The organism is Streptomyces sp. TLI_171, assembly GCF_003610255.1.
Lineage (GTDB): Bacteria > Actinomycetota > Actinomycetes > Streptomycetales > Streptomycetaceae > Kitasatospora.
This window is the reverse complement of the sequence record NZ_RAPS01000001.1, coordinates 5,794,360-5,820,227: the sequence shown is the minus strand read 5'-3', so window position 1 is coordinate 5,820,227 and position 25,868 is coordinate 5,794,360. Positions and strand designations below refer to the sequence as shown.

The following is a 25,868-nucleotide window of genomic DNA, read 5'->3' as shown; positions in this document are numbered from 1 at the left end:
GAGTCCGACCGGGGAAGACCGGCGGGCGGCGCGCACGCGGGCACAACGGAGCATCCGGTGCATAGATCTATGCGCGACTGAGTTCGAGTGTAATGAAGCCCAGGCGAGGTGTCAGCCTTCCAAAGTGACTAAATCATCTCGACTCATTGGCAGGTTCGTAGGCTTGCACGCTTCCGGAGGCCACATTGCGGGGCGAACTCCGCACTTAAGACACTACTCCGAAAGCGGTCGAAGCCCCCTCCTGGCCCAGGTGCCGCTGAAGCCGCGTCATCAGCGCCGCGACCTCCTGTTCGCCCCGGCCGTCGCCGATCCTGCGCAGCACCGCCGCCGCCGACCGGTACTCCCGCAGGGCCTCCTCGAACCGCCGCAGCGCGGTGTGCGCCTCCGCCACCCGCACCAGCAGCCGCGCCTCGGCCGGCTGGTCCCCGAGCGCCTGCCGCAGCACCAGCGCCCGGCCGTACGCGTCGGCGGCGCGCAGCGGATCGCCGAGCGCCCGGTGTCCGTGGCCCACACCCTCCAGCGCGCGGGCGCAGCCCGCCTCGTCGCCCGCCCCCCGGGCCAGGTCGACCGCCTGCCGGTAGCGCTCCCCCGCCTGCTCCCACCGCCCCGCCGCGGCCTGCAGGTCGCCCAGGTTCAGCAGCGCGGCGGCCGCCCGGCGCGGCGCTCCCTGCCGCTCGGCGACCTTCAGCACCGACTCGTGCAGCGCGTGCAGGTCCGCGGGCGCGGCCTCGCCGGTCAGCGGCAGCGCCCGCAGCAGCGCGGCCACCAGCCGGCCCGCCGAACCGTCCAGGTCGCCCTGCCCGACCGCGTCCGCCACCGCCGCGAGCAGCTGCTCGCGCTCCCCCAGCAGCCAGCCGCCGGCCTGTGCCGCGCTGCGCAGCCGCAGCGGCCCGGGCAGCGGGTCCGGGTTCGGCCCGGCCGCCGGGTCGAGCAGCAGCCGCGCCGAATCCACCAGCCGCACCAGCCGCTCCAGCAGCCGCGCCCGGGCCAGCTCCACCTCGGACGGCCGGTCCAGCTCGCCGCGCAGCTCCACCAGCCGCCCGTACAGCCGCCCCGGCACCCGGAAGCGCTCGGTGCCGTCCGCGGCGGCCGACTCGCGCTCCAGCAGCTCCAGCTCGGCCAGCGCCGTCAAGGAGGCGCCGGCCTCCGGCGCGGGGCAGCCGACCAGCGCGGACGCCGTCCGCAGGTCGACCTGCTGCCCGGGCGCCAGCGTGCACAGCCGCAGCAGCCGCGCCCGCGCCGCCGGCAGCCGCCGGTACGCCAGCTCGAACGCCGCGCGCAGCGGATCGCCCTCCACCACCGGCACCGTCTCGGGCGCGGGATCAGCAGCCTGCGCACCGCCCTTCGCCCGCCGCTCCGCCCGCTCGGCCTCGCCCGCCTGCTCGGCCCTGCCGACCTGCTCGGCCCTGCCGACCTGCTCGGCCCTGCCTGCCTGCTCGGCCCTGCCTGCCTGCTCGGCCCTGCCTGCCTGCTCGGCCCTGCCGACCTGCTCGGCCCTGCCTGCCTGCTCGGCCCTGCCTGCCTGCTCGGCCCTGCCTGCCTGCTCGGCCCTGCCTGCCTGCTCGGCCTTTCCCGCCTTCTCGGCCCCCTCCGCCGGGGCGGGGCGCAGCCGGCTCGCGGCCTCGGTGACGGCCAGCCGGGGCTCGCTGCGCAGCCAGCCCGCCGCCAGGCGCAGCGCGGCCGGGCGGTTGGCGCACGCCTCCGCCAGGTCGGCGGCGCCCACCGGGTCGCAGGAGATCCTGGTCCCGCCGACCAGCTCGCCCAGCAGGTCGACCGCCGCGCGGTGCTCCATCCCGCCGAGGATCACCGGGTCGATGCCCTCGATGCCCATCAGCGGCCCCGAGGTGGTTGCCAGCAGCAGCGAGTCCGTCTTCTCCGCGAGCAGCGGCCACACCTGTCCGGCGTCCCGGACGTCGTCCAGCAGCACCAGCGCCCGGCGGGCCGCCAGCACCTCCCGCAGGGCCTCGCACGCCGGGTCCTCCTCGGTGCCGCCCGGCAGCAGCGCCGCGCCCGGGACCTCGCCGAGCTGGTCCAGCAGCATCCGGGCGGCCCGCCCGGGACCGACCCGGGTGCCGTCCGGCGCGGACAGCCGGGCGTACAGCAGCCCGTCCGGGTGGTCGGCCGCCACGGTGCGGGCCCACTGCACCGCGAGCGCGGTGCGGCCCGAGCCGGGCCGCCCGGCCAGTACCAGCAGCCGTCCGCGGCCCTCCGCGGGCCGGCCCGCCGCGACCGTGAGCGCCGCCAGCTCCGCCCCCCGACCCGCGAACGGCCGGGCCCCCACCGGCAGCGCGTCGAAGGTCCCGGCCGCCTCGGCCACCGCCGCCGTCTTCCTCGCCACCCGTGCCACTCCCGACCCGTCGCCCAGCGAACCCGAACCCTGTCCGCGAAGCGTAGTTCGAGCACCCCGCCCAGCCGAGACGCCCCGGTATGACCAGCCGCCGAATCACCGGGTCGGCCCAGCGGGGGCCTGCGACGACACGGGCGTTCGTCTCAGAACGGGCGGGCGGGCCAGGGGGCGTCGGCGGGGCGGAGGGTGTCGAGGGCGTCGCGGGTGCGGGCGGCGTGCAGGGCGAGGGTGCCGGTGACCAGGGTGGGGTTGTGGAGTTCGCCGGCCAGGACCAGGTCGACCAGCTCGTCGAGCGGGACCCAGGCGGCCTCCAGCTCCAGTTCCTCACCGTGCGCGGCGTACTTCTCGCCGTCGGCCTCGGAGAGGCCGGTCGCCAGGAACAGCCGGACGGCCTCGTCGCTGCCGCCGGGCGAGGTGAAGAAGTCGACCAGGACGCGCCACTGCCCGGCCTTGCAGTGGGCCTCCTCGAAGAGCTCCCGCTGAGCCGCGTGCAGCGGGTTCTCGCCGGGCACGTCGAGCAGCCCGGCGGGCAGCTCCCAGAGGCGGTGGCGCACCGGGTGCCGGTACTGGCGCAGGGTCAGCACCCGTCCGGCGTCGTCCACGGCGAGCACCGCGACGGACCCGGGGTGGAGCTGGTAGTCGCGCTGGGCCCAGCTCCCGTCGGGCATCCGCACCTGCTCGCTGCGGACGCCGGTCACCTTCCCTTCGAACGGCGTCCGCCCGTCCCGGACCTCCCACTGCTCCGCGGCGTCACGAATCCCGGCCACAGCCACCACACCCCTTCTCGTCAGATAGACACAATCTACCGGACGACCCTCCCCCGACACGACGAAGCCGCCCTCCCGGGAGCGAATGCTCCCGGGAGGGCGGCTTCACGGCGGTCCGACGGGCCGTCAGCCGACCTTGCGGTCGATTGCCGCCGCGACCAGGCCCGCGAACAGCGGGTGCGGGCGGGTCGGGCGGGACTTCAGCTCGGGGTGCGCCTGGGTGGCGACCAGGTAGGGGTGCACCTCGCGCGGGTACTCGACGTACTCGACCAGGTCGCCCTTCGGGGACAGGCCGGAGAACTGCAGGCCGGTCTTCTCCAGGTCGGCGCGGTAGGCGTTGTTGACCTCGTAGCGGTGGCGGTGGCGCTCCTCGACGTACTGCTCGCCGCCGTAGACCTCGCGCACGACGGAGCCCTCGGCGAGCTTCGCCGGGTACAGGCCCAGTCGCATGGTGCCGCCCAGGTCGCCCTTGCCGTCGACGATGGCGAGCTGCTCGGCCATGGTCGAGATGACGGGGTACTTGGCGGTCGGGTCGAACTCGGTGGAGTTCGCCTCGGGCAGGCCGGCCAGGTTGCGGGCGGCCTCGATGACCACGCACTGCAGGCCCAGGCAGAGGCCGAGCAGCGGGATCCGGTTCTCGCGGCCGTAGGTGATGGCGGCGACCTTGCCGTCCACACCGCGGTCGCCGAAGCCGCCGGGGATGCAGATCGCGTCGACGTCGCCGAGCTGCTCCTGCGCGCCCTCGGGGTCTCGCAGTCGTCCGAGGTGACCCACTTGATCTGCACCCGGGCGTTGTTGGCGAAACCGCCGGCCCGCAGCGCCTCGGTGACGGACAGGTAGGCGTCCGGCAGGTCGATGTACTTGCCGACCAGCGCGACCTTGACCTCGTGCTGCGGCTCGTGGACGCGGCGCAGCAGGTCGTCCCAGACCGTCCAGTCGACGTCGCGGAACGGCAGGTCCAGGCGGCGCACCACGTAGGCGTCCAGGCCCTCGCCGTGCAGCACCTTGGGGATGTCGTAGATCGACTTGGCGTCGATCGCGGCGACCACGGCCTCCTCGTCGACGTCGCACATCAGCGAGATCTTGCGCTTGATGGCCTGCGGAACCTCGCGGTCGGCGCGCAGCACGATCGCGTCGGGCTGGATGCCGATGTTGCGCAGCGCGGCCACCGAGTGCTGGGTGGGCTTGGTCTTCAGCTCGCCGGACGGGCCGATGTACGGCAGCAGCGAGACGTGCACGAAGAACACGTTGTCGCGGCCGACCTCGTGGCGGACCTGGCGGACCGCCTCCAGGAACGGCAGCGACTCGATGTCGCCGACGGTGCCGCCGACCTCGGTGATGACCACGTCGACGTCCTCGGTCGCCATCCGGCGGATCCGGGACTTGATCTCGTTGGTGATGTGCGGGATGACCTGGACGGTGTCACCGAGGTACTCGCCGCGCCGCTCCTTGGCGATCACGGTCGAGTACACCTGGCCGGTGGTGACGTTCGCCGACCCGTGCAGGTTGGTGTCGAGGAAGCGCTCGTAGTGGCCGATGTCGAGGTCGGTCTCGGCGCCGTCGTCGGTGACGAAGACCTCACCGTGCTGGAACGGGTTCATGGTGCCCGGGTCCACGTTGAGGTACGGGTCCAGCTTCTGCATGGTCACCCGCAGCCCGCGGGCCTTGAGCAGGGCGCCGAGGCTGGAGGCGGTGAGGCCCTTGCCGAGCGAAGAGGCGACACCCCCGGTGACGAAGAGGTGCTTGGTCGTCACGGCGCGGCCGCTGGCCGACTTGCCGGAATGGGGCTGTGCCAAGAGGGGGCTCCCGTGGGTCGCGTGTCGGAGGGTGACGCCGGTGGAGGGGCTCCCGGCCCTCGTTCCCACCAGTTCCACGGGATACCAGCGTATCAGTGCCCCGGCGAGTGCTCGCCCGCGTCCGGGTACACGGTTCCTGGACGAATCGGCCGGACGGCGCATCGGGGCTGCTCGGGCGGCCTGTGCAGGGGTGGTGGAGGAGCGGCGCGGGGGCGCGTGGCGGCGGCCGAACCACCCGAATCAACGTATTCTGCTCAAACGTCGACATCCTCGCCAGACCCGTGCGCTCCGCCGCCGCGGGGGCACGCTGGAACGGAGAACAATGGCCGGTCGCATCGAGGACTACGCGCTCATCGGGGACATGCAGACCGCCGCCCTGGTCAGCCGGGACGGCGCGGTCGACTGGCTGTGCCTGCCCAGGTTCGACTCGCCCGCGGTGTTCGCCGGGCTGCTCGGCACCGACGAGCACGGTTTCTGGCGGATCGGGCCGGCCGTCCCGGTCGAGGACCGGCCGGTCGCGCCGCAGCCCAGCTCGGCGCTGCTGGACACCGGCGAGCTGCGCGTCCCGCCGGTCACCGCCGCCGCGCCCGCCGTGCCCTGCGACCGGCGCCGCTACCGCGGCGACTCGCTGATCCTGGAGCAGGAGTGGGACACCCAGGACGGCACCGTCCGGGTGATCGACTTCATGCCGCCCCGCCACCTGCTCGGCACGCCCGACGTGCCGCAGATGATCCGGATCGTGGAGGGCCTGGAAGGCACCGTCCGGATGCGTTCGGCGGTGCGGATGCGCTTCAGCTACGGCCGGATCGTGCCCTGGGTGCACCGGGTCGAGCACCCCGAGGTCGGCCAGCGCACCGTCGCCGTCGCCGGCCCCGACTCGGTGTGGCTGGACGGCCGGGCCGAGACCTACGGGCGCGACCTGACCACGTACGCCGACTTCACCGTCTCCGCGGGCGAGCGGATCGCCTTCGGCCTGACCTGGAAGGCCTCCCACGAGCCGGCGCCCGCGCCGCCGGACGCCGAGGGCGCGCTGGCCTCCACCGAGCGGTTCTGGCGCGACTGGGTCGACCAGTGCACCTACCAGGGCCCCTACCGGGAGGCCGTGGTCCGCTCGCTGATCACCCTGAAGGCGCTCACCTACGCCCCCACCGGCGGCATCGTCGCCGCCCCCACCACCTCGCTGCCCGAGGACCTCGGCGGGATGCGCAACTGGGACTACCGGTACACCTGGCTCCGGGACGCCGCGATCACGCTGTCCTCGCTGCTGCGCACCGGCTACCGCGAGGAGGCCCGGGCCTGGCGCGAGTGGCTGCTGCGCGCGGTGGCCGGCGACCCGGAGAACCTGCAGATCATGTACGGCATCGCCGGGGAGCGCGAGCTCACCGAGTCCGAACTCGACTGGCTGCCCGGCTACGAGGGCTCCCGCCCGGTCCGGGTCGGCAACGGCGCCGCCGGGCAGCTCCAGCTCGACGTGTACGGCGAGGTCGTCGAGGCCCTGCACCTGGCCACCATGTCCGGGTTGTCCCGGCACGACCACGCCCACCAGCTGCAGCTGCGCCTGATCGAGTACCTGGAGGACCACTGGCGCAACCCGGACGAGGGCATCTGGGAGGTCCGCGGGCCGCGCCGGCACTTCGTGCACTCCAAGGTGATGGCCTGGGTCGCCGTCGACCGCACCCTCAAGCTGCTGGCGCAGGCCGAGGAGCAGCCGCCCGGCCTGGTCGAGCGCTGGACGAAGCTGCGCGCCGAGATCCACGCCGACGTGTGCGCCCGCGGCTACGACGAGCAGCGCAACACCTTCACCCAGTACTACGGCGGCAAGGAGCTGGACGCCTCGCTGCTGCTGATCCCGCAGGTCGGGTTCCTGCCGCCGGACGACAAGCGGGTCATCGGCACCATCGAGGCGATCCAGCGCGAACTGGCCACCGAGGACGGGTTCGTGCTGCGCTACCCGACCCACGACGAGCAGGGCAACAACGTCGACGGGCTGTCGGGGCACGAGGGGGCGTTCCTGGCCTGCTCGTTCTGGCTGGCCGACGACCTGGCGATGATCGGGCGCGTCGGCGAGGCCCGGGAGCTGTTCGAGCGGCTGCTGTCGCTCCGCAACGACCTGGGGCTGCTGGCCGAGGAGTGGGACCCGCGGGCCCGCCGCCAGGTCGGCAACTTCCCGCAGGCGTTCAGCCACGTCCCGCTGATCGACACGGCGCTGCGGCTGACCGCCGCGGGCGGGCTCAACCTGTCGAACTGAGCGGCGCTCAGTTCTGACGCTGCACCAGTTCGTCGTAGATGCTGAGCACCTGGGCGACCGTGGCGGCCTCGTCCGGCCAGGTGGCCGCCTGGGCGCGGCCCGCCGCGGCGAGTTCGGTGCGGCGCCGCTCGTCGCCGAGCAGCTCGCGGACCGCTCCCCCGAGCGCCCGCGGGTCGGCGAACGGGACCAGCACCGCGGCGTCGCCGACCAGTTCGGGCACCCCGCCGACGGCGGTGGCGACCACCGGCACGCCGGCCCGCATCGCCTCCTGGGCGACCAGCGAACGGGCCTCCCAGCGGGAGGAGAGCACCACCGCGTCGGCGGCGGCCAGCAGGTCGGGGATGTCGGTGCGGTAGCCGAGCAGTTCGACCGGCAGGTGTTCGGCCGCGACCCGCTCGCGCAGGCCCTGGCGCTCGGGCCCGTCGCCGGCCAGCAGCACCCGGGGCGCGGCCGCTCCGGGCGGGGTGAAGTACGGGACGGCGTCCAGCAGCAGCGCGAAGCACTTCTGCTGGACGAGGCGGCCGATCGCCAGCACCACGGGCGGCCGTCGTCACCGCCGGGCAGTGCGGCCCGGGCCTCGGCGCGGTCCAGGGTGCGGGGCGGCATCGGCGGGGCGGCGACCGGGCCGAGCCGGGCGTCGGTGGCGCCGAGTTCGCGGGCCCGGGCGACCAGGTCGGAGGACGCGCCGAGGACCAGGTCGGCGGCCCGCACCACCCGGCGCTCCATCAGGCGCTGCAGACGGCGGTCCAGGCCGGTGGTGAGCAGCGCGTGGTGCGAGGTGACCACCAGCGGCGTCTCCGGGCGGATGCCGGGGAAGCGGCCGGCGGTGCGCAGCGCCAGGTCGGAAAGCAGGCCGGCCCGCAGGCCGTGCGCGTGCACCACGTCGGTGCCGGTGAAGGCGCGGCGCAGCTCGCCGATCGCGACGGCGTCGCTGCGGGCGCCGGAGGTCGGGGTGATGTCGACGGTGTGCAGGCGGGCGCCCGCCGCGGAGAACCCGAACAGGCGGTCGGTGCCCTCGGGCGCGCAGACCGTCACCGACACCCCGTGGGCGACCAGGCCCTGCGTCAGGGACCGCACGTGCGCGCCGATCCCGCCGGTCGCGGCGGCCAGGACGAGCACCACGTGCAGCTGGGGGGCCGCGGCGGCCCGGGCGGCGGAATGGTCCACGTCTGTCTCGCTCCGACTCGTTGTCAGCAGGTGTCCGGTCGCCACGATGCCAGGTCGGTCGGGCTCTTGGACAGTCGCCCGCGGTGGCGGGCGCGTCGCCCCGGGCCGATCGGGCCCGGGCGACGGCAGCGGTGTTGCTCGGTGGTGCTCGGCGTCGGCCCCGCCGGGTCAGCGGGCGCGGGCGGTGCGGGCCGACTCCAGGAGTTCCTCGGCGTGCGCCCGGCCCAGCTCGGAGTCCTCCAACCCGGCGAGCATCCGGGACAGTTCGCGGACCCGCTCCTCGTCGCTGAGGGTCTTGACGCCGCTGCGGGTGACGGTGCCGTCGTTGGTCTTCTCCACCACCAGGTGCCGGTCGGCGAACGCGGCGACCTGCGGGAGGTGGGTGACCACCACGACCTGGGCGCTGCGGGCGAGTTTGGCCAGCCGGCGGCCGATCTCGACGGCGGCCTTGCCGCCGACGCCGGCGTCCACCTCGTCGAACAGGTAGGTGGGCACCGGGTCGGCGCCGGCGAACACCACCTCGACGGCCAGCATGACGCGGGAGAGCTCGCCGCCGGAGGCGCCCTTGGCGATCGGGCGGGGCTGCGCGCCGGGGTGCGGGGCGAGCAGCACCTCGACCTCGTCGACGCCGTGCGCGCCGTAGGAGACGGTCCGGCCGTCGACCTCGATCCCGGACAGGTCGTCGACCTGGCTGATCGCGAAGGTCACCCGGGCGTGCGGCATGGCGAGTTCGGCGAGTTCGGTGGAGACCGCGGCGGCGAACTTGTCGGCGGCGGCGTGCCGGGCCTGCGACACCTCGGCGGCCAGGTCGGCCAGTTGGGCGCGCAGTTCGGTCTCGCGGGCGCCGAGTTCGTCGATCCGCTCGTCGTCGCCGTCGAGTTCGAGCAGGCGCACCGAGCCGGCCTCGGCCCAGGCGATCACCTCGGCGAGGGTGCCCTCGCTGCCGGAGTACTTGCGCACCAAGTGGGCGAGGACCGCGCGGCGGTCCTCCACGGCGGCCAGCCGCACCGGGTCGGCGTCCAGGTCGTCGGCGTACCCGGCGAGGTCGCCGGCCACGTCGGCGAGCAGGTAGCCGACCTCGCCGAGCCGGTCGGCGAGGCCCGCCAGGCGCTCGTCGTGGTGGCGCACGGCGTCGACGGCGCGGCGGGACTGGGCGAGCAGGGTGCCCGCGTCGACGGCCTCCGGGTCGGCGGGGTCGCCGGCCAGCGCGGCGTGCGCCAGCGTCGCGGCGGAGGACAGCGCGTCGGCGTGGCCGAGGCGTTCGGCCTCGGCGGCGAGCTCGACGTCCTCCCCGGCGACGGGTTCGGCGGCGGCGATCTCCTCCAGGCCGAAGCGCAGCAGGTCCGCCTCCTGGGCGCGTTCGCGGGCCCGGGTGGTGAGCTCCTCCAGCGTCGCGGAGACCTCGCGCAGGCTGCGGTAGACCTCGCGGTAGCGGGCCAGCGGCTCGGCGACGGCCTCGCCGGCGTACCGGTCGAGGGCGCCGCGCTGACGGGAGGGGCGCAGCAGGCGCTGCTGGTCGGTCTGGCCGTGCACGGCGATCAGGTCCTCGCCGAGTTCGGCGAGCAGGCCGACGGGCACCGAGCGGCCGCCGACGTGCGCGCGGGAGCGGCCCTCGGCGGAGACGGTGCGGCTGATCAGCAGTTCGCCGTCGTCGAGTTCGGCGCCCGCCTCGACGGCGCGGGCCAGCACCGGCGACTCGGGGTCGAGGACCAGCCTGCCCTCGACGACCGCCCGCTCGGAGCCGTTGCGCACCAGCGCCGGGTCCGCCCGGCCGCCGAGCAGCAGCCCGAGGCTGGTCACCACCATGGTCTTGCCCGCGCCGGTCTCGCCGGTGACGGCGGTGAAGCCGGGGGCGAGTTCGACCACGGCGTCGTCGATGACGCCCAGATCCCGTATCCGCATCTCGTCCAACACGGAGACGACCTTACGAGGTTCCACCGTCGCTTTGCGACGACCGCCCCCCGTTTCACACCTGAGTGGCGGTCGCGGGGGCCGCGGAGTCGGGCACCGTGAGGCGCGGCAGGAAGAACTGCACCAGCGGGCCGATGGCCAGGGCGTATGCGACCGTTCCGAGGCCGAAGGTGCCGCCGAGGGCGATGCCGACGGCCAGCACGGTCAACTCGATGCCGGTGCGGATCAGCCGCACGGAGCGGCCGGTGCGGCGGTGCAGGCCGGTCATCAGGCCGTCCCGGGGGCCGGGGCCCAGCCGGGCGCCGATGTACAGGCCCGAGGCCAGGCCGTTCAGCACGATGCCCGCGGCCAGCAGCGGGACCCGGACGGCCAGCGCGTGCGGCGGGGCCAGCAGGGACAGCGTGGCGTCCATCGCGACGCCGAGGACCAGCACGTTGCCGACGGTGCCGACGCCGGGCTTCTGCCGCAGCGGGATCCACAGCAGCAGCACCAGCGCGCCGACCACGGTCACCCAGGTGCCGACGCTCAGGCCCAGGTGCCGGGCCAGGCCCTGGTGGAAGACGTCCCACGGGTTGCCGCCGAGCGAGGCGCGCAGCATCAGGCCCATCGAGACGCCGTAGAGCACCAGTCCGGCGGCGAGTTGGGCGAGGCGGCGGGGCAGGTCGGTACGGGGTGCGGACAGGGGCAGGGACACCGCCATCAGGTGGACCTCTTCTCGTGCTGTGCTTGCCGTCGATCGGCGCTGCACGCCACTATGGGCAGTCCAAAAGGCGACCCGACAGGGCCAATCCGATCCGAGTGGACTGATTTCGATGGCCGAGTGGCACAGCACGCTGACTCCGCACGCCCTGGCCCGCCAGCTCCCCCCGTCGGACGGCCGCCGCCCCGCCTACCGCGCCCTCGCCGCCCAGGTCTCCCGGCTGGTCGCCGACGGCCGCCTCCCGGTCGGCACCCGGCTGCCCGCCGAACGCGAACTCGCCGCCGAACTGCGGCTCTCCCGCACCACCGTCGCCGCCGCCTACGAGGCGCTGCGCACCGACGGCTTCCTGCACTCCCGGCGCGGCGCCGGCTCGTGGACGGCACTGCCCGAAGGCACCCGCCCGCCCGCCGACGCCCTGCACCCCGTCCCCCCCGACCAGCACGGCGCCCTCCTCGACCTGGGGCTGGCCGCGCCCACCGCCCCGCCGCAGCTCGCCGAGGCCGCCGCGCACGCCGTCGCCCAACTGCCGGCGTACACCGGCGGGCACGGCAACTACCCGACCGGACTGCCGGCGCTCCGCGAGGCCGTCGCCCGCCGCTTCACCGAACGCGGCCTGCCCACCGGCCCCGAGCAGGTGCTGATCACCACCGGCGCGATGAGCGCCCTGCACCTCGCCCACCAGGCGCTGCTGACCCGCGGCGACCGGGTCGCCGTCGAGGCCCCCAGCTACGCCAACACGCTGCGCGCCCTCGACCGGCTCGGCGCCCGCCTGGTGCCCGTCCCGTTCGCCGACCCGGCCGGCGGCCCGACCCGCTGGGACCTCGCCCAGTGGCAGCGGGTGCTCCGCGGCGCCGCACCGAAGCTGGCCTCCACCGTCCCCGACTTCCAGAACCCCACCGGCGCGCTGATCGACGAGGACCAGCGCCGCGCCCTGCTCGCCCACGCCAGGGCCGCCGGCACCACCGTGATCGCCGACGAGACCTGCGCCGAACTCGGCTGGGGCGTCGCCGACTCCGCGCTCCCCCGCCCGCTGGCCGCGCTCGACCGCGACGCGCAGGTGATCACCGTCGGCTCGGCCGGCAAGCTGCTCTGGCCCGGCCTGCGGATCGGCTGGCTGCGCGCCCAGCCCTCCCTGGTACGGAAGTTGGCTGCCGACCGGGCGCTGTACGACCTCGGCACGCCCGTCCTCGACCAGCTGGTCGCGGCCCGGCTGCTCACCGACCACCTGCCCGCCGTCCGCGCCGCCCGGCACGAGCAACTGCGGTCGACCGCGGAGGAGTTCGCCCACGCCCTGGCCCGGCGCTTCCCCGCCTGGCGGTTCACCCTGCCGCCCGGCGGCCTCGCCCTGTGGGTGGCCACCCCCGGCACCCCCGCCACCGCGCTCGCCCGCGCCGGGGAACGCGTCGGCGTGCGGATCGCCTCCGGCGCCCGGTTCGGCGTCGACGGCGCCTTCGAGGAGCACCTGCGGCTGCCGCTCACGCTGCCCGCCGCCCGGGTCGACGACGCGCTCGACCGGGTCGCCGAGGCCGCCGAACTCGCCCGCGCCGAACGGTTCTCCACCGCCGACCCGGAGCCCGCCAGCCTCTGACGCCCCGTCAACTCACCCGCGCATCACGGGGTGTCCGAACGCCCCCGCCAACCCGCCACCGGCAGCGCGAACTTGGCCACCAGGCGGTCGGTGAACGGCGCCCGGTGCAGCCGGGCGAGCCGCACCGGCGTCTTGCCGCGCCGCACCTCCACCCGCGCCCCGGCCGGGAGTTCGACCGAACGGCGGCCGTCGCACCACAGCACCCCGTGCGGGGTCTTCGGCTGCACCTCCACCGCCAGCACCGAGTCCGGCGAGGTCACCAGCGGCCGGGCGAACAGCGCGTGCGCACTGATCGGCACCATCAGCAGCGCCTCCACCTCCGGCCACACCACCGGCCCGCCGCCGGAGAACGCGTACGCCGTCGAACCGGTCGGCGTGGACAGCACCACCCCGTCGCAGCCGAAGTTCGACACCGGGCGGCCGTCCACCTCGGTGACCACCTCCAGCATCCGCTCCCGCGCCGCCTTCTCCACCGACGCCTCGTTCAGCGCCCAGTCCTCGTGCAGCACGTCGCCGTTGGTGCGGACCAGCACGTCGATGGTCATCCGCTCCTCGACCTCGTAGTCGCCGTCCACCACCCGGTCGACCACCGTCGCCAGGTCGTCGCGCTCCGCCTCCGCGAGGAACCCCACCCGGCCCAGGTTGATGCCCAGCATCGGCAGGCCCGACTCGCGGGCCAGCTCCGCACCGCGCAACAGCGTGCCGTCGCCGCCCGCGACCAGGATCAGCTCGCAGCCGTCCGCCGCACCGTGCCCGCCGGGCACCAGCTCCACCCCGTCCGGCAGGTCCAGGCCCACCGCCTCCGCCTCCAGCAGCCGGATCCGGATCCCCGCCCCCAGCAGGCCTTCCACCAGACCCTCGACGCTGCGCAGCGCCGCCTCCCGACCGGTGTGCGCGATCAGGAAGACCGTACGTCGATCGCTCATTGCCCGCTGCCCTCTCCCTACGCCTGCCGGACCACCCTGGCCCGGCCGCGGCCTGCCAGTCTGCGCAACGCTCGGACGCCTGCCAAGTACCCTACTGGGGCCCCTCGGCCACGGCCCGGTCCGCCTCGGCCGGATCCAGCGGCTCCGCATCCCGGCGCAGCCACAGGAAATACTCCACGTTCCCCGACGGACCCGGCAGCGGCGACGCCGTCACCGCCCGCACCCCCAGCCCCGACTGCCAGGCCTGCGCCGCGACCTGACGGATCGTCTCGGCCCGCAGCTCCGGCGACCGCACCACCCCGCCCGAGCCCAGCCGCTCCTTGCCGATCTCGAACTGCGGCTTCACCATCAGCACCAGGTCCGCGTCCGGCGCCGCGCACCCCGCCAGGGCCGGCAGCACCAGGCCCAGCGAGATGAACGACAGGTCGCCGACCACCAGGTCCACCAGCTCGCCGCCGATCAGCTCCGGCGTCAGCTCCCGCACGTTGGTGCGGTCCATCACCGTCACCCGCTCGTCGCTCTGCAGCGACCAGGCCAGCTGCCCGTATCCGACGTCCACCGCCAGCACCCGGGCCGCGCCGGCGCGCAGCAGCACGTCCGTGAACCCGCCGGTCGAGGCGCCCGCGTCCAGCGCCAGCCGGCCCTCGACCACCAGGCCCTGCGGCCCGAACGCCGCGAACGCACCCGCCAGCTTGTGCCCGCCCCGCGACACGTACTCCGGATCCGCGTCGTCCTTCGCCACCACCACGGCCGCCGCGGTCTCCACCTGCGTCGCCGGCTTCGTCGCGACCGTCCCGCCCACCGTCACCCGGCCCGCCGCGATCAACTCGCTCGCGTGCTCCCGCGACCTGGCCAGCTTGCGGCGCACCAGCTCCGCGTCCAGACGGCGTCGTGCCACTGCCACTGCTACGTCAGCTCCCACATTCGGCAGGTCCTCACTCGCGGTCCAGCCCCGCGAGGGTCGCGGCGAGCCGCGCATGGACATCTTCGTACACCTCGGCCCGCTGCTCGGTCCCCACCCCGTCCAGCTCCCCCAGCCGGGCCAGCGCCCCGTCCACCTCGGGCTCACCCGTCCACTGCGCCTCACTCACCGCCGGCCGGCCCCTTCTCCCCGCCCGGGGCCTGCTTCGCGGGAGCCTTCTTCGCCGCCGTCTTCTTCGCGGCGGCCTTCTTCGCGGCGGCCTTCTTCGCTGGGGCCTTCGCCGCGCCCTCCTTCGCCGCGGTCTTCCGGGCGGGCAGCGGCCCGCTCGGCGAGGCGTCCCCGGACGCGACCTCGGCCGCGGCGGAGGTCTTCTTCGCCGCGGGCCGCTTCGCCGTGGCCTGCTTCGCCACCGTGGCCGGCGTCGGCTCCTCGCCGGACGGCAGCCGGCGCGGCACCGAGCGCTTCGCCGCCGTCTGCTTCGCCGCCGCGCCCTTGCGCGCCGCGGTCCTCTTCGCCGGAACGGTCGGCACTCCGTCGGCCGCGACCCGCCGCGCGGCGGCCTTCTTCACGCCCGACGCCGAACCCACCGCGTGCTTGCGGGCCGCCGTCTTGCGCGCCGTCGCCCGCCGGTCCCGGACCGACGCACCGTCAGCTGGCGCGCTCTCCGCCGCCGGCTCCGCGTCCCAGCCCTCGTCGAACAGGCCCTGCGCCCGGGCCGCCGGACGGACCACCGGCTCCTCGTCCGGGGCCGGCGGCTCCTCCTCCGGAGCGGCGGCCGGCTCCTCCACCTCGCGCAGCTTCGACTCCAGGAAGCTCAGCACCACGCCGACCTTCACCACCTGGTCGCCGACCTTCTCGAACACCCGCTCCGCCTCGCCCCTGGCCACCCCCGCCACCAGGTCGACACCGGCCCGGCCGGCCGTCACGGCCTCCCCGGCGAGCGTCCTCAACTGCTCCACCGCGGGCGGCAGATCACCGCCTCGCTGGAGCAGTCCCTCGGCCGCGTCCAGCACCCGGCGGCCCGCCTCCTCGGCCACCTGCGCCGCGACCACCACCACGCCCCGCACGCCCTGCACCGCATCCCGCAGCATCCGCACGCCTCCTCGTCGCCACCGACCGCCGCACTGACAACCCGACTGACTGCCCGCACTGACGCTACCCGCTCCCGGCCGTCGACGTCCGCAGCTGCGCTAGCGTGGAACGCCGAACGACCACCGACGGGAGCAAGCCGCAGCCATGGCCACCATCGAGGAGTGCCGCCGCGCACTGGAGCAGCTCAGCCGCAACCTCGCCGGCGCGAACGGCGACATCCGCAAGGCCACCGCCCTCGACCGCTCGCTCAGCTGCCACCTCACCGACCTCGACCTGACCTTCACCGGCCGCCTCACCGACGGACAGCTCACCGGTATCACCGACACCCCCGGCGCACCCGCCGCCAAGGCCGACATCCGGCTCACCACCACCGGCGACGACCTGGTCGCCCTGGTCGACGGCCGGCTCCCCTTCCCCACCGCCTGGGCCACCGGCCGCCTCAAGCTCGACGCGAGCCTCCGCGACCTGCTGCGCCTGCGCAGCCTGCTCTGACCGGGCCGCTCACGAGCACCACTGCGCCGCGTGGCCGGGCCCGATCCGGAGGTCGCCGAGATCGACGTCCTCGTCGGCCGGGCTCCGCCAGGTCCACCGGCCGGCCCGCGCACGTCACGCCCAGAACCTGCTCACGGTCGGCGGCGAGCAGCCGCGCCCGGTCCACCGAGACCACCTGCAGCCACCCTCCCGCCCCGTGGCTTCAGCAGGTCTGCCGGGTCAGCCCCGGCGGGAGGGCCTGAACGTCCTGGGACAGCGACTCGACGGCCGTCCCCCCGTCGTCCCGGACCACCCGGACGGTCATCGAATCGAACGGCACCGTCCGGTCCACGAGCGTGTAGGTGCGCCGGAAACCGCCCGGCAACAGGTCCTCGGCAAGCTCGTACAGCTGGACCGGCCGCCCCCCGCAGGACACCTCGGTCACCCGCTCGCGGTCCGCCCGGAACATCTGCTGCCAGTGCCGGTCGGACATCGTCTCGCCGATCGACCGGATCCCCGGCCCGTCCGCCAGCGGCTCCGGGTCGGGGACCATGCAGGTGCTCCAGAGCGGATCCAGGCCGCCCAGGCAGCGGTACCCGTCCGGAACCGACCAGGTGAAGACCGGCTCCTCGCCCGCCCCGCCGACCGCCCGGAACTCGTCCCACTGCACGCCCTGGTCCGTCAGTTCCGCCCGCATCCGCTCCGCAGGGCCCGGATCCGGATCCGGACCGGACGCGCACCCCGCCAGCGCCAGCAGCGCCGCACAGGCGGCCGCCGTCACCGCACTCCCCCGTTCACGCACCATCCCACCCCCGAAGGACGATTCGAACCGGTCCGGGGGATACCCGCCCCGACGGACCGTCAATCCGCCGCGGGCAGCCCCGCCAGGGCCTTCGCCGACTCCGGCGCCGCCCCGCTCGCGTCCGCGTGCGTCCACGCCGCCGCGCACAGCGCCCGCAGCGCGTCGATCCGCCCGCCCGCGCCGTCCAGGGTCAGCGCCGTGCCGTCCACGCCCGCCTCCCAGCCGCCGCAGCCGAACCGGCCGCCGCCCAGCTCCGCGACCTGCGGCTGCGCCTCCAGCAGGCCGCGCAGGTCCTGCGCCAGGTACGTCGGACGGTGCCGCAGCGGCGCGGCCAGCACCTCCTCCGGCGTGGCGATGCCGGTGAACACCAGCAGCGAGTCCACACCGCCGTTGAACGCGCCCTCGATGTCGGTGTCCAGCCGGTCACCGACCACCAGCGGACGCTTCGCGCCCGTGCGCAGCACCGTCTCCCGGTGCATCGGCGGCAGCGGCTTGCCCGCCACCTCCGGCGTCACCCCCGTCGCCGCGGCGACCGCCGCCACCAGCGTGCCGTTGCCCGGCGCGATGCCCCGCGCCGTCGGGATCGACAGGTCCGTGTTGGACGCCACCCAGGGCAGGCCCCGGCCCACCGCGTACGAGGCCTCCGCGAGGTCCGCCCAGCCCACCGACGGGTCGTAGCCCTGCACCACGGCCGCCGGCTCCTCGTCCAGCGAGCGCACCGGCACCAGACCCCGCTCCTGCAGCGCCTCCACCAGGCCCGCCCCGCCGACCACCAGCACCCTGGCGCCCGCCGGCACCTTCTCCGACACCAGCCGCGCCGCCGCCTGCGCCGAGTTGATCACGTCCCCCGGCGCAGCCGGGACGCCCAGCTCAGTCAGGTGCTCCGCCACCACCCGCGGCGGCCGCGACGCGTTGTTGGTGACGTACGCCAGCCGCATCCCCGCCGCCCGCGCCCGGTCCAGCGACTCCACCGCGAACGGGATCGCGTGCGGACCGGCGTACACCACCCCGTCCAGGTCGAGCAGCGCCGTGTCGTACGCCTCCGTCAGCGCCACCGCACTGCCCTGCGGGACACTCCTGGCGTTCTCCGTCATCGCTGCTCCACCCTCGTCACCTCGAACCGATCGACACCGCCACCTTAGGTCTCCTCCGGTTCCTCCGGCGGAGCCAGGTACCCCGGAGCGCCCGGCAGCAGCGGACCGTACGCCCCCGCCCGGGCCGCCAGCGTCGCCCTGGTCTGCCGCAGCGCCGCCTGGTAGTGCCGGTTCCCCGGCTGCATCGCCACCGCCAGCGCCAAGTGCTCCGCGGAGGTCTCGAAGTCGCCCAGCCGGGCCGCCGCCACCCCCCAGCCGAACTGGGCGTAGTCGTCCGACGGATCCGCCACCGCCACCGCCCGGAAACTCGCCAGCGCCTGCGCGTACTGCCCCGCGTCGAACTGCGCCCGCGCCAACGCCTCCCGGATCGACCGCGACCCCGGCTCCGCCTCCGCCGCCCGCGCCAGCAACTGCACCGCCGCCGCCGGGTGCTTCTCCTCCAGCAGCCGCACCCCGCGCCGGAACCAGTCGTACACCCCGCCACCGGGCGCACCGTTCCCGTTCCCGGTGCCGCTGCCACTGCCACTGCCGTTGTCCCCGGGAACAGCCGCCGCGCCGTCCGCGCTCTCGTCTGCGTGGTCCCCGTAGCTCATCCGCACCTACCCCGCTTCCCGTCCGCCCCGCTCACCTGCCCGCCCGCGATCCGGACGGCCGAGCCCAACGTGATCTCCCAACAAGGACTACCCGACTAACATGCCGAAGATGAGCGCCCCTCGTGCCGAAAGCGGCACCGAGCCCTCGGGCGGCCCCGGAGACCCCGGGCACGTCGCCACCGCAGGGCTGTCCCTCTCCCCGTTCCGCGGCCTGCGCTACGACCCGCACCGGGTCGGCGACCTGGCCGCGGTCACCTCCCCGCCGTACGACGTGGTCGACCCCGGACGGCGCCTCGACCTGGAGACCGCGGACCCGCACAACATCGTCCGCCTCATCCTGCCCCGCCCCGAACCCGAGGACGCCGGCGACCGCCCCGACCGCGACACCCGCTACCGGCACGCCGCCCGCCTGCTCCGCGACTGGCAACAGCAGGGCGTCCTGGCCGCCGACCCCCGGCCCGCCCTGTACGTCTACGAGCAGCGCACCCCCTCCGGCGCCCTGCAGCGCGGCCTGATCGGCGCCCTCGCCGTCAGCGGACCCGAGGCCGGTGTCGTCCTCCCGCACGAGGACGTCATGCCCAAGCCCGTCGCCGACCGGGTCGGCCTGATGCGCACCACCCGCGCCAACCTCGAACCGCTGCTGCTCACCTACCGTGGCAACGGCCGCGCCGCCGACGTCATCGAACGCACCGTCAGCACCCCGCCGCTGCTCGACACCGCCACCACCGACGGCACCCACCACCGCCTGTGGGCCGTCACCGACCACGCCGACCTGGCCGCCGTCAGCCGCGACCTCGCCACCTGCCGGGCCCTGATCGCCGACGGCCACCACCGCTGGGAGATGTACCTGCGCCTGCAGCGCGAACACCGCCACCTGCCGCGCAGCCCCTGGGACCGCGGCCTGGTCCTGCTGGTCGACACCGACCGCTACCCCCTGAAGGTCCGCGCCATCCACCGCGTCCTGCAGCGCCTCCCGCTGCACGCCGCGCTCGCCGCCCTCGACCCCGACGTCTGGCAGGTCACCGAACTCGCCGGCGCCCTCCCGGACGCCCTGAAGGCCCTCGCCGAGGCCCGCACCGGCCCCGACAACGCCTTCGTCCTCACCCCCGGCGACGGCCGCTTCCTGCTCCTCACCGGCCCCGACGAGCGCACCCTCGCCGCCACCGTCCGCGCCGACCGCCCCGAGGAGTGGCGCCGCCTCGACGCCACCGTCCTGCACGCCGTCCTGCTCGACCACACCTGGCGGATCCCCGACAGCCCCGAGCACATCGGCTACCTGCACTCCGCCGAGGCCGCCGTCCGCGAGGCCGCCCGCACCGGCGGCACCGCCGTGCTGCTCCACCCCGTCGAGGAACGCGTGGTCCGCCGCCTCGCCGAACAGGGCGTCACCATGCCCCGCAAGTCCACCTCCTTCGGCCCCAAGCCGGCCACCGGACTGGTCCTGCGCAACCTCGAGCTCGGCTGACCCGCCCCGCCGACCGGCCGGCGCGCCACGCGAAAGGGCCCCCGCTCCTTCCCGGAGCGGGGGCCCTCTTCGTCACGCGGCTCAGCCCTGCTTGGGCTGCTCCTGGAACGAGTCCTCGTCGTAGTCCTCGTCGATCTCGACGTCGTCCTCGTCGTAGAACTCCTCGACGTCTTCCTCGTCCTCGAAGATCATCCGGTCGTCGCCGACGTCGTCCTTGTCGATCTGCCGGCGCACCGGCTCCACGGCCTCGTCGACGCCCTCGTCCTCGGAGTCCTCGTCCAGCGCGTCGGTGAACTCCACGCCGTCGATCTCGGCGAGCCGCTCCGCCGCGTTGGTGGAACCGTCCGTGTCGGCCTCCACGGCCTTCACGAACCACTCCCGGGCCTCGTCCGCCCGACCCGCCGCGATCAGCGCGTCCGCGTAGCCGTAGCGCAGCCGGGCCGTCCACGGGTGAATCGCCGAGGACGCCAGCTCCGGGCTCTGCAGCGTCACCACGGCGGCGTCGAACTGCTCCAGGTCGGCGCGCGCACCCGCCGCGACCAGCCGCATCTCTACCTGGCCGGCCTTGTCCAGCTGCTTCACCTCGGGCTCACCGGCCATCGCCAGCGCCCGCTCCGGACGGCCCAGACCGCGCTCGCAGTCCGCCATCACCGGCCACAGGTCGACCCGCCCGGTCATCCGACGCGCCGCCCGGAACTCGGTCAGCGCCTCCGCGTACCGCTGCGTCATGTACGACGCGAAGCCGGCCGCCTCCCGGACGCTCGCCACGCGCGAGGCCAGCCGCAGCGCGACCCGCGAGTAGTTGTAGGCCTCCTCCGGCTCGCTGTCGAGCAGCCGCGCGACCATCACCAGGTTGCGCGCCACGTCGTCCGCGAGGGTCTTCGGCAGGCTCTTCAGGTCCTGCTTCACGTCCGCGTCGATCTCGAACCCGGTGACGTCGTCCGGGATCGGCAGCCGCTTCACCGGCTCCTGGCGACGCTCCTCGTAGCCACCCCGGTCGTCCCGCCCACCGCGGTACCCGCCCCGGTCGTCCCGGCGCTCGTACCCGCCACGCTGCGGACGGTCGTCGCGGCCACGGTAGCCACCGCCGCCCTGCGGACGGTCCCCACGGTCGTCCCGACGGAACCCGCCGCCCTGCGGACGGTCGTCCCGACCCCGGAACCCACCCTGCGGGCGGTCGTCACGGCGCTCGTACCCACCGCGCTGCGGACGGTCGCCACGGTCGTCGCGACGGAACCCGACACGGTCGCCACCCTGGGGACGGTCGTCGCGGCCGCGGTAGCCACCGCCGCCCTGCGGACGGTCGTCCCGACGCTCGTACGACGGACGGTCCTCACGCGGACGGAACCCGCCACGGTCGCCGCCCTGGGGACGGTCGTCACGGCCCCGGTAACCGCCGCCACCCTGCGGACGGTCGTAGCCGCTGCGCTGCGGACGGTCGTCGAACGACCGCTCCTCACGCGGACGGTAGCCGCCACCCTGGGGACGGTCGCCACGGTCGTCGCGACGGAACCCGCCACGGTCGCCGCCCTGGGGACGGTCGTCGCGGCCACGGTAGCCACCGCCGCCCTGCGGACGGTCGTCCCGACGCTCGTACGACGGACGGTCCTCACGCGGACGGAACCCGCCACGGTCGCCGCCCTGGGGACGGTCGTCGCGGCCCCGGTAACCGCCGCCACCCTGCGGACGGTCACCACGGTCGTCGCGACGGAACCCGCCACGGTCGCCACCCTGCGGGCGGTCGTATCCGCCGCTGCGCTGCGGACGGTCGTCGAACGACCGCTCCTCACGCGGACGGTAGCCGCCACCCTGCGGACGGTCGCCACGGTCGTCCCGACGGAACCCACCGCTCTGCGGACGGTCCTCACGACCCCGGTACCCGCCACCGCTCTGCGGACGGTCACCACGGTCGTCGCGCCGGAAACCGCCACCGCCCTGGGGGCGGTCGTCGCGGCCGCGGTAGCCGCCGCCCTGCGGACGGTCGCCACCCTGCGGACGGTCGTCACGCCCCCGGTAGCCACCGCCGCCGCCACCGTACGAGGGGCGGTCGCCGCCGCTGCGGTACCCGCCGCCACCCTGCGGACGGTCACCGCCACCGCGGTATCCACCGCCCTGCGGGCGGTCGCCGCCACCGCCGTACGACGGGCGGTCGTCACGGCCGCGGTAACCACCGCGGTCGCCCTGGGGACGGTCGCCACGGTCATCGCGACCGCGGTAGCCACCGCCTTCGCCTCGGTCGTCACGACGCGGGCCACGGTCGTTGGACCAGCTCCCGCGCGACCTGGGCTCGTACCCCCGGCCGCCGTCGTTTCGGCGCTCGGGCCGGTCCTGGGGCGGGTTCGACATTCTGGTGACTCCTGTCTGCACACTGCTTGCTAGAGAGGCGCCACTGCCGGTCCACCGACACCAGCGCGCGATCCGAACGCTCCCCGGGCCAGCCAGGTCCGGTACGTCCGTCTTGTCCATTGTCCGGCACACGGGCGAACACCGCGTCCGGGTGCCCGACCGCCGTCTGCCGGCCATCGTCTGTCCGTCTGAAAAAGCCCAACAAAAAAGGCCGAGGCCCCAGCGAATCGCTGGGGCCTCGGCCTATGAAGAATTGTTCGGCGGCGTCCTACTCTCCCACAGGGTCCCCCCTGCAGTACCATCGGCGCTATGAGGCTTAGCTTCCGGGTTCGGAATGTAACCGGGCGTTTCCCTCACGCTATGACCACCGAAACCCTATCGGGTATTCAGCGAACACACTTTTCAGTTGAAAGTGATGTTTCTTTGTTCGCCGGCGATAGCTGTTCGCTACCCGGGAACCACACAGTGAACGCGAGCGTCTGAGGACAAGCCCTCGGCCTATTAGTACCGGTCAACTCCACCCCTTACAGGGCTTCCATATCCGGCCTATCAACCCAGTCGTCTACTGGGAGCCTTACCCTCTCAAGGAGGTGGGAGTGCTCATCTCGAAGCAGGCTTCCCGCTTAGATGCTTTCAGCGGTTATCCCTCCCGAACGTAGCCAACCAGCCATGCCCTTGGCAGGACAACTGGCACACCAGAGGTTCGTCCGTCCCGGTCCTCTCGTACTAGGGACAGCCCTTCTCAACACTCCTACGCGCACAGCGGATAGGGACCGAACTGTCTCACGACGTTCTAAACCCAGCTCGCGTACCGCTTTAATGGGCGAACAGCCCAACCCTTGGGACCTACTCCAGCCCCAGGATGCGACGAGCCGACATCGAGGTGCCAAACCATCCCGTCGATATGGACTCTTGGGGAAGATCAGCCTGTTATCCCCGGGGTACCTTTTATCCGTTGAGCGACGGCGCTTCCACAAGCCACCGCCGGATCACTAGTCCCTACTTTCGTACCTGCTCGACCCGTCAGTCTCACAGTCAAGCTCCCTTGTGCACTTACACTCAACACCTGATTGCCAACCAGGCTGAGGGAACCTTTGGGCGCCTCCGTTACTCTTTAGGAGGCAACCGCCCCAGTTAAACTACCCACCAGACACTGTCCCTGATCCGGATCACGGACCCAGGTTAGACATCCAGCACGACCAGAGTGGTATTTCAACGTCGACTCCACCATGACTGGCGTCACGGCTTCAAAGTCTCCCACCTATCCTACACAAGCCGAACCGAACACCAATATCAAGCTATAGTAAAGGTCCCGGGGTCTTTCCGTCCTGCTGCGCGAAACGAGCATCTTTACTCGTAATGCAATTTCACCGGGCCTGTGGTTGAGACAGTCGAGAAGTCGTTACGCCATTCGTGCAGGTCGGAACTTACCCGACAAGGAATTTCGCTACCTTAGGATGGTTATAGTTACCACCGCCGTTTACTGGCGCTTAAGTTCTCAGCTTCGCCACGACGAATCGTGACTAACCGGTCCCCTTAACGTTCCAGCACCGGGCAGGCGTCAGTCCGTATACATCGCCTTACGGCTTCGCACGGACCTGTGTTTTTAGTAAACAGTCGCTTCTCGCTGGTCTCTGCGGCCACCACCAGCTCAGGGAGCAAGTCCCCTCACCAGCAATGGCCCCCCTTCTCCCGAAGTTACGGGGGCATTTTGCCGAGTTCCTTAACCACAGTTCACCCGAACGCCTCGGTATTCTCTACCTGACCACCTGAGTCGGTTTGGGGTACGGGCCGCCATGAAACTCGCTAGAGGCTTTTCTCGACAGCATAGGATCATCCACTTCACCACAATCGGCTCGGCATCAGGTCTCAGCCTTAGTGTGAGGCGGATTTGCCTACCTCACGGCCTACACCCTTACCCCGGGACTACCACCGCCCGGGCTGGACTACCTTCCTGCGTCACCCCATCGCTCACCTACTACAGGCTTGGGTCGGCGGCTCCACCACGTCCCTTTGTCCGAAGACTCCGGGCCGGCTTCACGGCCTTAGCATCACCTGGTTCGACGTTGGCGCTTCAAAGCGGGTACGGGAATATCAACCCGTTGTCCATCGACTACGCCTGTCGGCCTCGCCTTAGGTCCCGACTTACCCTGGGCAGATCAGCTTGACCCAGGAACCCTTGGTCAATCGGCGCAAGAGTTTCCCACTCTTGTATCGCTACTCATGCCTGCATTCTCACTCGTGAACCGTCCACAACTCGATTCCTCGGCTGCTTCACCCGGCACACGACGCTCCCCTACCCATCACAGCCTCCGTTGGGAGTATTGCTGCAATGACACGACTTCGGTGATGTGCTTGAGCCCCGCTACATTGTCGGCGCGGAATCACTTGACCAGTGAGCTATTACGCACTCTTTCAAGGGTGGCTGCTTCTAAGCCAACCTCCTGGTTGTCTCTGCGACTCCACATCCTTTCCCACTTAGCACACGCTTAGGGACCTTAGTCGGTGTTCTGGGCTGTTTCCCTCTCGACCATGGAGCTTATCCCCCACAGTCTCACTGCCGCGCTCTCACTTACCGGCATTCGGAGTTTGGCTAAGGTCAGTAACCCGGTAAGGCCCATCGCCTATCCAGTGCTCTACCTCCGGCAAGAAACACGCGACGCTGCACCTAAATGCATTTCGGGGAGAACCAGCTATCACGGAGTTTGATTGGCCTTTCACCCCTAACCACAGGTCATCCCCCAGGTTTTCAACCCTGGTGGGTTCGGTCCTCCACACGGTCTTACCCGCGCTTCAACCTGCCCATGGCTAGATCACTCCGCTTCGGGTCTTGGGCATGCAACTATAGACGCCCTATTCGGACTCGCTTTCGCTACGGCTACCCCACACGGGTTAACCTCGCTACACACCGCAAACTCGCAGGCTCATTCTTCAAAAGGCACGCAGTCACAGTCCGAAGACTGCCCCCACGGCTTGTAGGCACACGGTTTCAGGTACTATTTCACTCCGCTCCCGCGGTACTTTTCACCATTCCCTCACGGTACTATCCGCTATCGGTCACCAGGGAATATTTAGGCTTAGCGGGTGGTCCCGCCAGATTCACACGGGATTTCTCGGGCCCCGTGCTACTTGGGAAATGAGCAAGCAAGCCGTACAGATTTCGTCTACGGGGGTCTTACCCTCTACGCCGGACCTTTCGCATGTCCTTCGACTACCCATACGGTTTCTGACTCGCCGACCGGCCGGCAGACCGATCAAGCTCACTCCCACGACCCCCAAGTGGCAACCCCTGCCGGGTCTCACACCACTCAGGTTTAGCCTCATCCGGTTTCGCTCGCCACTACTCCCGGAATCACGGTTGTTTTCTCTTCCTGCGGGTACTGAGATGTTTCACTTCCCCGCGTTCCCTCCACATACCCTATGTGTTCAGGTATGGGTGACAGCCCATGACGACTGCCGGGTTTCCCCATTCGGACACCCCCGGATCAAAGCTCGGTTGACAGCTCCTCGGGGCCTATCGCGGCCTCCCACGTCCTTCATCGGTTCCTGGTGCCAAGGCATCCACCGTGCGCCCTTAAAAACTTGGCCACAGATGCTCGCGTCCACTGTGCAGTTCTCAAACAACGACCAGAC

General features: G+C 72.7%; 18 protein-coding genes, 2 rRNA genes and 2 pseudogenes. 4 read left to right on the top strand and 18 right to left on the bottom strand.

The genetic code is table 11. From position 1 onward, the window contains the following. Nucleotides 1-205: 205 nt before the first annotated feature. The 3 genes and pseudogenes from BX266_RS40945 to BX266_RS26190 all read right to left on the bottom strand — a co-directional run bounded on the left by BX266_RS40945 (nt 206) and on the right by BX266_RS26190 (nt 4,868). Entirely contained in the window at nt 206-2,338 is a 2,133-nt protein-coding gene (locus BX266_RS40945) for a tetratricopeptide repeat protein (RefSeq protein ID WP_143686992.1), read from the bottom strand. A gap of 152 nt (nt 2,339-2,490) precedes the next feature. Next, a complete protein-coding gene (locus tag BX266_RS26195) occupies nt 2,491-3,120 on the bottom strand; it encodes an NUDIX hydrolase (RefSeq protein ID WP_099908325.1) in 630 nt (209 codons plus the stop codon). A 120-nt stretch (nt 3,121-3,240) separates the two neighbouring features. Then, nucleotides 3,241-4,868: pseudogene (locus tag BX266_RS26190) on the bottom strand (CTP synthase). Nucleotides 4,869-5,232: 364 nt separating this feature from the next. Between BX266_RS26190 and BX266_RS26185 the strand changes: the two are divergent. Further along, entirely contained in the window at nt 5,233-7,158 is a 1,926-nt protein-coding gene (locus BX266_RS26185) for a glycoside hydrolase family 15 protein (RefSeq protein ID WP_099903697.1), read from the top strand. A gap of 7 nt (nt 7,159-7,165) precedes the next feature. Here the strand turns inward: BX266_RS26185 and BX266_RS40940 are convergent, their stop codons facing one another. The 4 genes and pseudogenes from BX266_RS40940 to BX266_RS26170 all read right to left on the bottom strand — a co-directional run bounded on the left by BX266_RS40940 (nt 7,166) and on the right by BX266_RS26170 (nt 10,936). Next, the gene (locus BX266_RS40940; protein ID WP_310794804.1) at nt 7,166-7,696 is read right to left on the bottom strand and encodes a glycosyltransferase family 4 protein; all 531 of its coding nucleotides are present in this window, start codon (nt 7,694-7,696) and stop codon (nt 7,166-7,168) included. 149 nt (nt 7,697-7,845) lie between these two features. After that, nucleotides 7,846-8,193, bottom strand: a pseudogene (locus BX266_RS40935) (glycosyltransferase); the annotation flags it as partial. A gap of 300 nt (nt 8,194-8,493) precedes the next feature. After that, on the bottom strand, nt 8,494-10,227 hold the full coding sequence (gene recN / locus BX266_RS26175; RefSeq protein ID WP_180290847.1) for a DNA repair protein RecN: 1,734 nt from the start codon (nt 10,225-10,227) through the stop codon (nt 8,494-8,496). Nucleotides 10,228-10,291: 64 nt separating this feature from the next. Beyond that, entirely contained in the window at nt 10,292-10,936 is a 645-nt protein-coding gene (locus tag BX266_RS26170) for a YitT family protein (RefSeq protein WP_099903690.1), read from the bottom strand. 112 nt (nt 10,937-11,048) lie between these two features. Here BX266_RS26170 and BX266_RS26165 point away from each other — a divergent pair, with 112 nt between their 5' ends. Next, the gene (locus tag BX266_RS26165) at nt 11,049-12,524 is read left to right on the top strand and encodes a PLP-dependent aminotransferase family protein (RefSeq protein WP_099903688.1); all 1,476 of its coding nucleotides are present in this window, start codon (nt 11,049-11,051) and stop codon (nt 12,522-12,524) included. Nucleotides 12,525-12,547: 23 nt separating this feature from the next. On the opposite strand, the gene BX266_RS26160 is transcribed toward BX266_RS26165, so the two are convergent. From BX266_RS26160 to BX266_RS40145, 4 genes are all read right to left on the bottom strand, one after another. Beyond that, entirely contained in the window at nt 12,548-13,450 is a 903-nt protein-coding gene (locus tag BX266_RS26160; RefSeq protein WP_099903686.1) for an NAD kinase, read from the bottom strand. A gap of 91 nt (nt 13,451-13,541) precedes the next feature. Then, on the bottom strand, nt 13,542-14,348 hold the full coding sequence (locus tag BX266_RS26155; protein ID WP_099903684.1) for a TlyA family RNA methyltransferase: 807 nt from the start codon (nt 14,346-14,348) through the stop codon (nt 13,542-13,544). Nucleotides 14,349-14,385: 37 nt separating this feature from the next. Next, nucleotides 14,386-14,541, bottom strand: coding sequence for a hypothetical protein (locus BX266_RS38855; RefSeq protein WP_180290615.1), 156 nt, complete (start codon nt 14,539-14,541; stop codon nt 14,386-14,388). Then, nucleotides 14,534-15,463: a histone H1-like repetitive region-containing protein gene (locus tag BX266_RS40145; protein WP_099903682.1), complete on the bottom strand. Its 930-nt coding sequence runs from the start codon at nt 15,461-15,463 to the stop codon at nt 14,534-14,536. Before BX266_RS40145 ends, BX266_RS38855 begins: the two co-directional genes overlap by 8 nt. A gap of 145 nt (nt 15,464-15,608) precedes the next feature. On the opposite strand from BX266_RS40145, the gene BX266_RS26145 reads away from it, so the two are divergent. Further along, on the top strand, nt 15,609-15,956 hold the full coding sequence (locus BX266_RS26145; protein WP_099903680.1) for an alkyl sulfatase C-terminal domain-containing protein: 348 nt from the start codon (nt 15,609-15,611) through the stop codon (nt 15,954-15,956). Between the two features lie 202 nt (nt 15,957-16,158). On the opposite strand, the gene BX266_RS26140 is transcribed toward BX266_RS26145, so the two are convergent. Genes BX266_RS26140 through BX266_RS26130 form a run of 3 tightly spaced genes read right to left on the bottom strand, consistent with a single transcriptional unit; the run spans nt 16,159 to nt 18,424 of the window. Continuing rightward, nucleotides 16,159-16,740 carry a hypothetical protein gene (locus tag BX266_RS26140; RefSeq protein WP_143686991.1) on the bottom strand — a complete coding sequence of 194 codons (582 nt, stop codon included), beginning with the start codon at nt 16,738-16,740 and terminating at the stop codon, nt 16,159-16,161. Nucleotides 16,741-16,796: 56 nt separating this feature from the next. Then, entirely contained in the window at nt 16,797-17,831 is a 1,035-nt protein-coding gene (locus BX266_RS26135; protein ID WP_099903676.1) for an HAD-IIA family hydrolase, read from the bottom strand. Between the two features lie 44 nt (nt 17,832-17,875). Further along, on the bottom strand, nt 17,876-18,424 hold the full coding sequence (locus BX266_RS26130) for a tetratricopeptide repeat protein (protein WP_259464854.1): 549 nt from the start codon (nt 18,422-18,424) through the stop codon (nt 17,876-17,878). Between the two features lie 109 nt (nt 18,425-18,533). Between BX266_RS26130 and BX266_RS26125 the strand changes: the two genes are divergently transcribed. Continuing rightward, nucleotides 18,534-19,889 (top strand): DUF1015 family protein, encoded by a 1,356-nt coding sequence (locus BX266_RS26125; protein ID WP_099908322.1) that lies wholly within the window; start codon nt 18,534-18,536, stop codon nt 19,887-19,889. Nucleotides 19,890-19,970: 81 nt separating this feature from the next. Here the strand turns inward: BX266_RS26125 and BX266_RS26120 are convergent, their stop codons facing one another. The 4 genes from BX266_RS26120 to BX266_RS26105 form a co-directional block, all read right to left on the bottom strand. Continuing rightward, nucleotides 19,971-20,852 (bottom strand): tetratricopeptide repeat protein, encoded by an 882-nt coding sequence (locus BX266_RS26120; protein WP_099903674.1) that lies wholly within the window; start codon nt 20,850-20,852, stop codon nt 19,971-19,973. Then, nucleotides 20,849-22,144 carry a hypothetical protein gene (locus tag BX266_RS41225; protein ID WP_099903672.1) on the bottom strand — a complete coding sequence of 432 codons (1,296 nt, stop codon included), beginning with the start codon at nt 22,142-22,144 and terminating at the stop codon, nt 20,849-20,851. The genes BX266_RS26120 and BX266_RS41225 overlap by 4 nt, the downstream gene beginning before the upstream one ends. A 346-nt stretch (nt 22,145-22,490) precedes the next feature. Further along, nucleotides 22,491-22,607: ribosomal RNA gene (rrf, locus tag BX266_RS26110) — 5S ribosomal RNA — on the bottom strand. Nucleotides 22,608-22,716: 109 nt separating this feature from the next. Continuing rightward, nucleotides 22,717-25,823, bottom strand: a 23S ribosomal RNA gene (locus BX266_RS26105). Nucleotides 25,824-25,868: the final 45 nt, after the last annotated feature.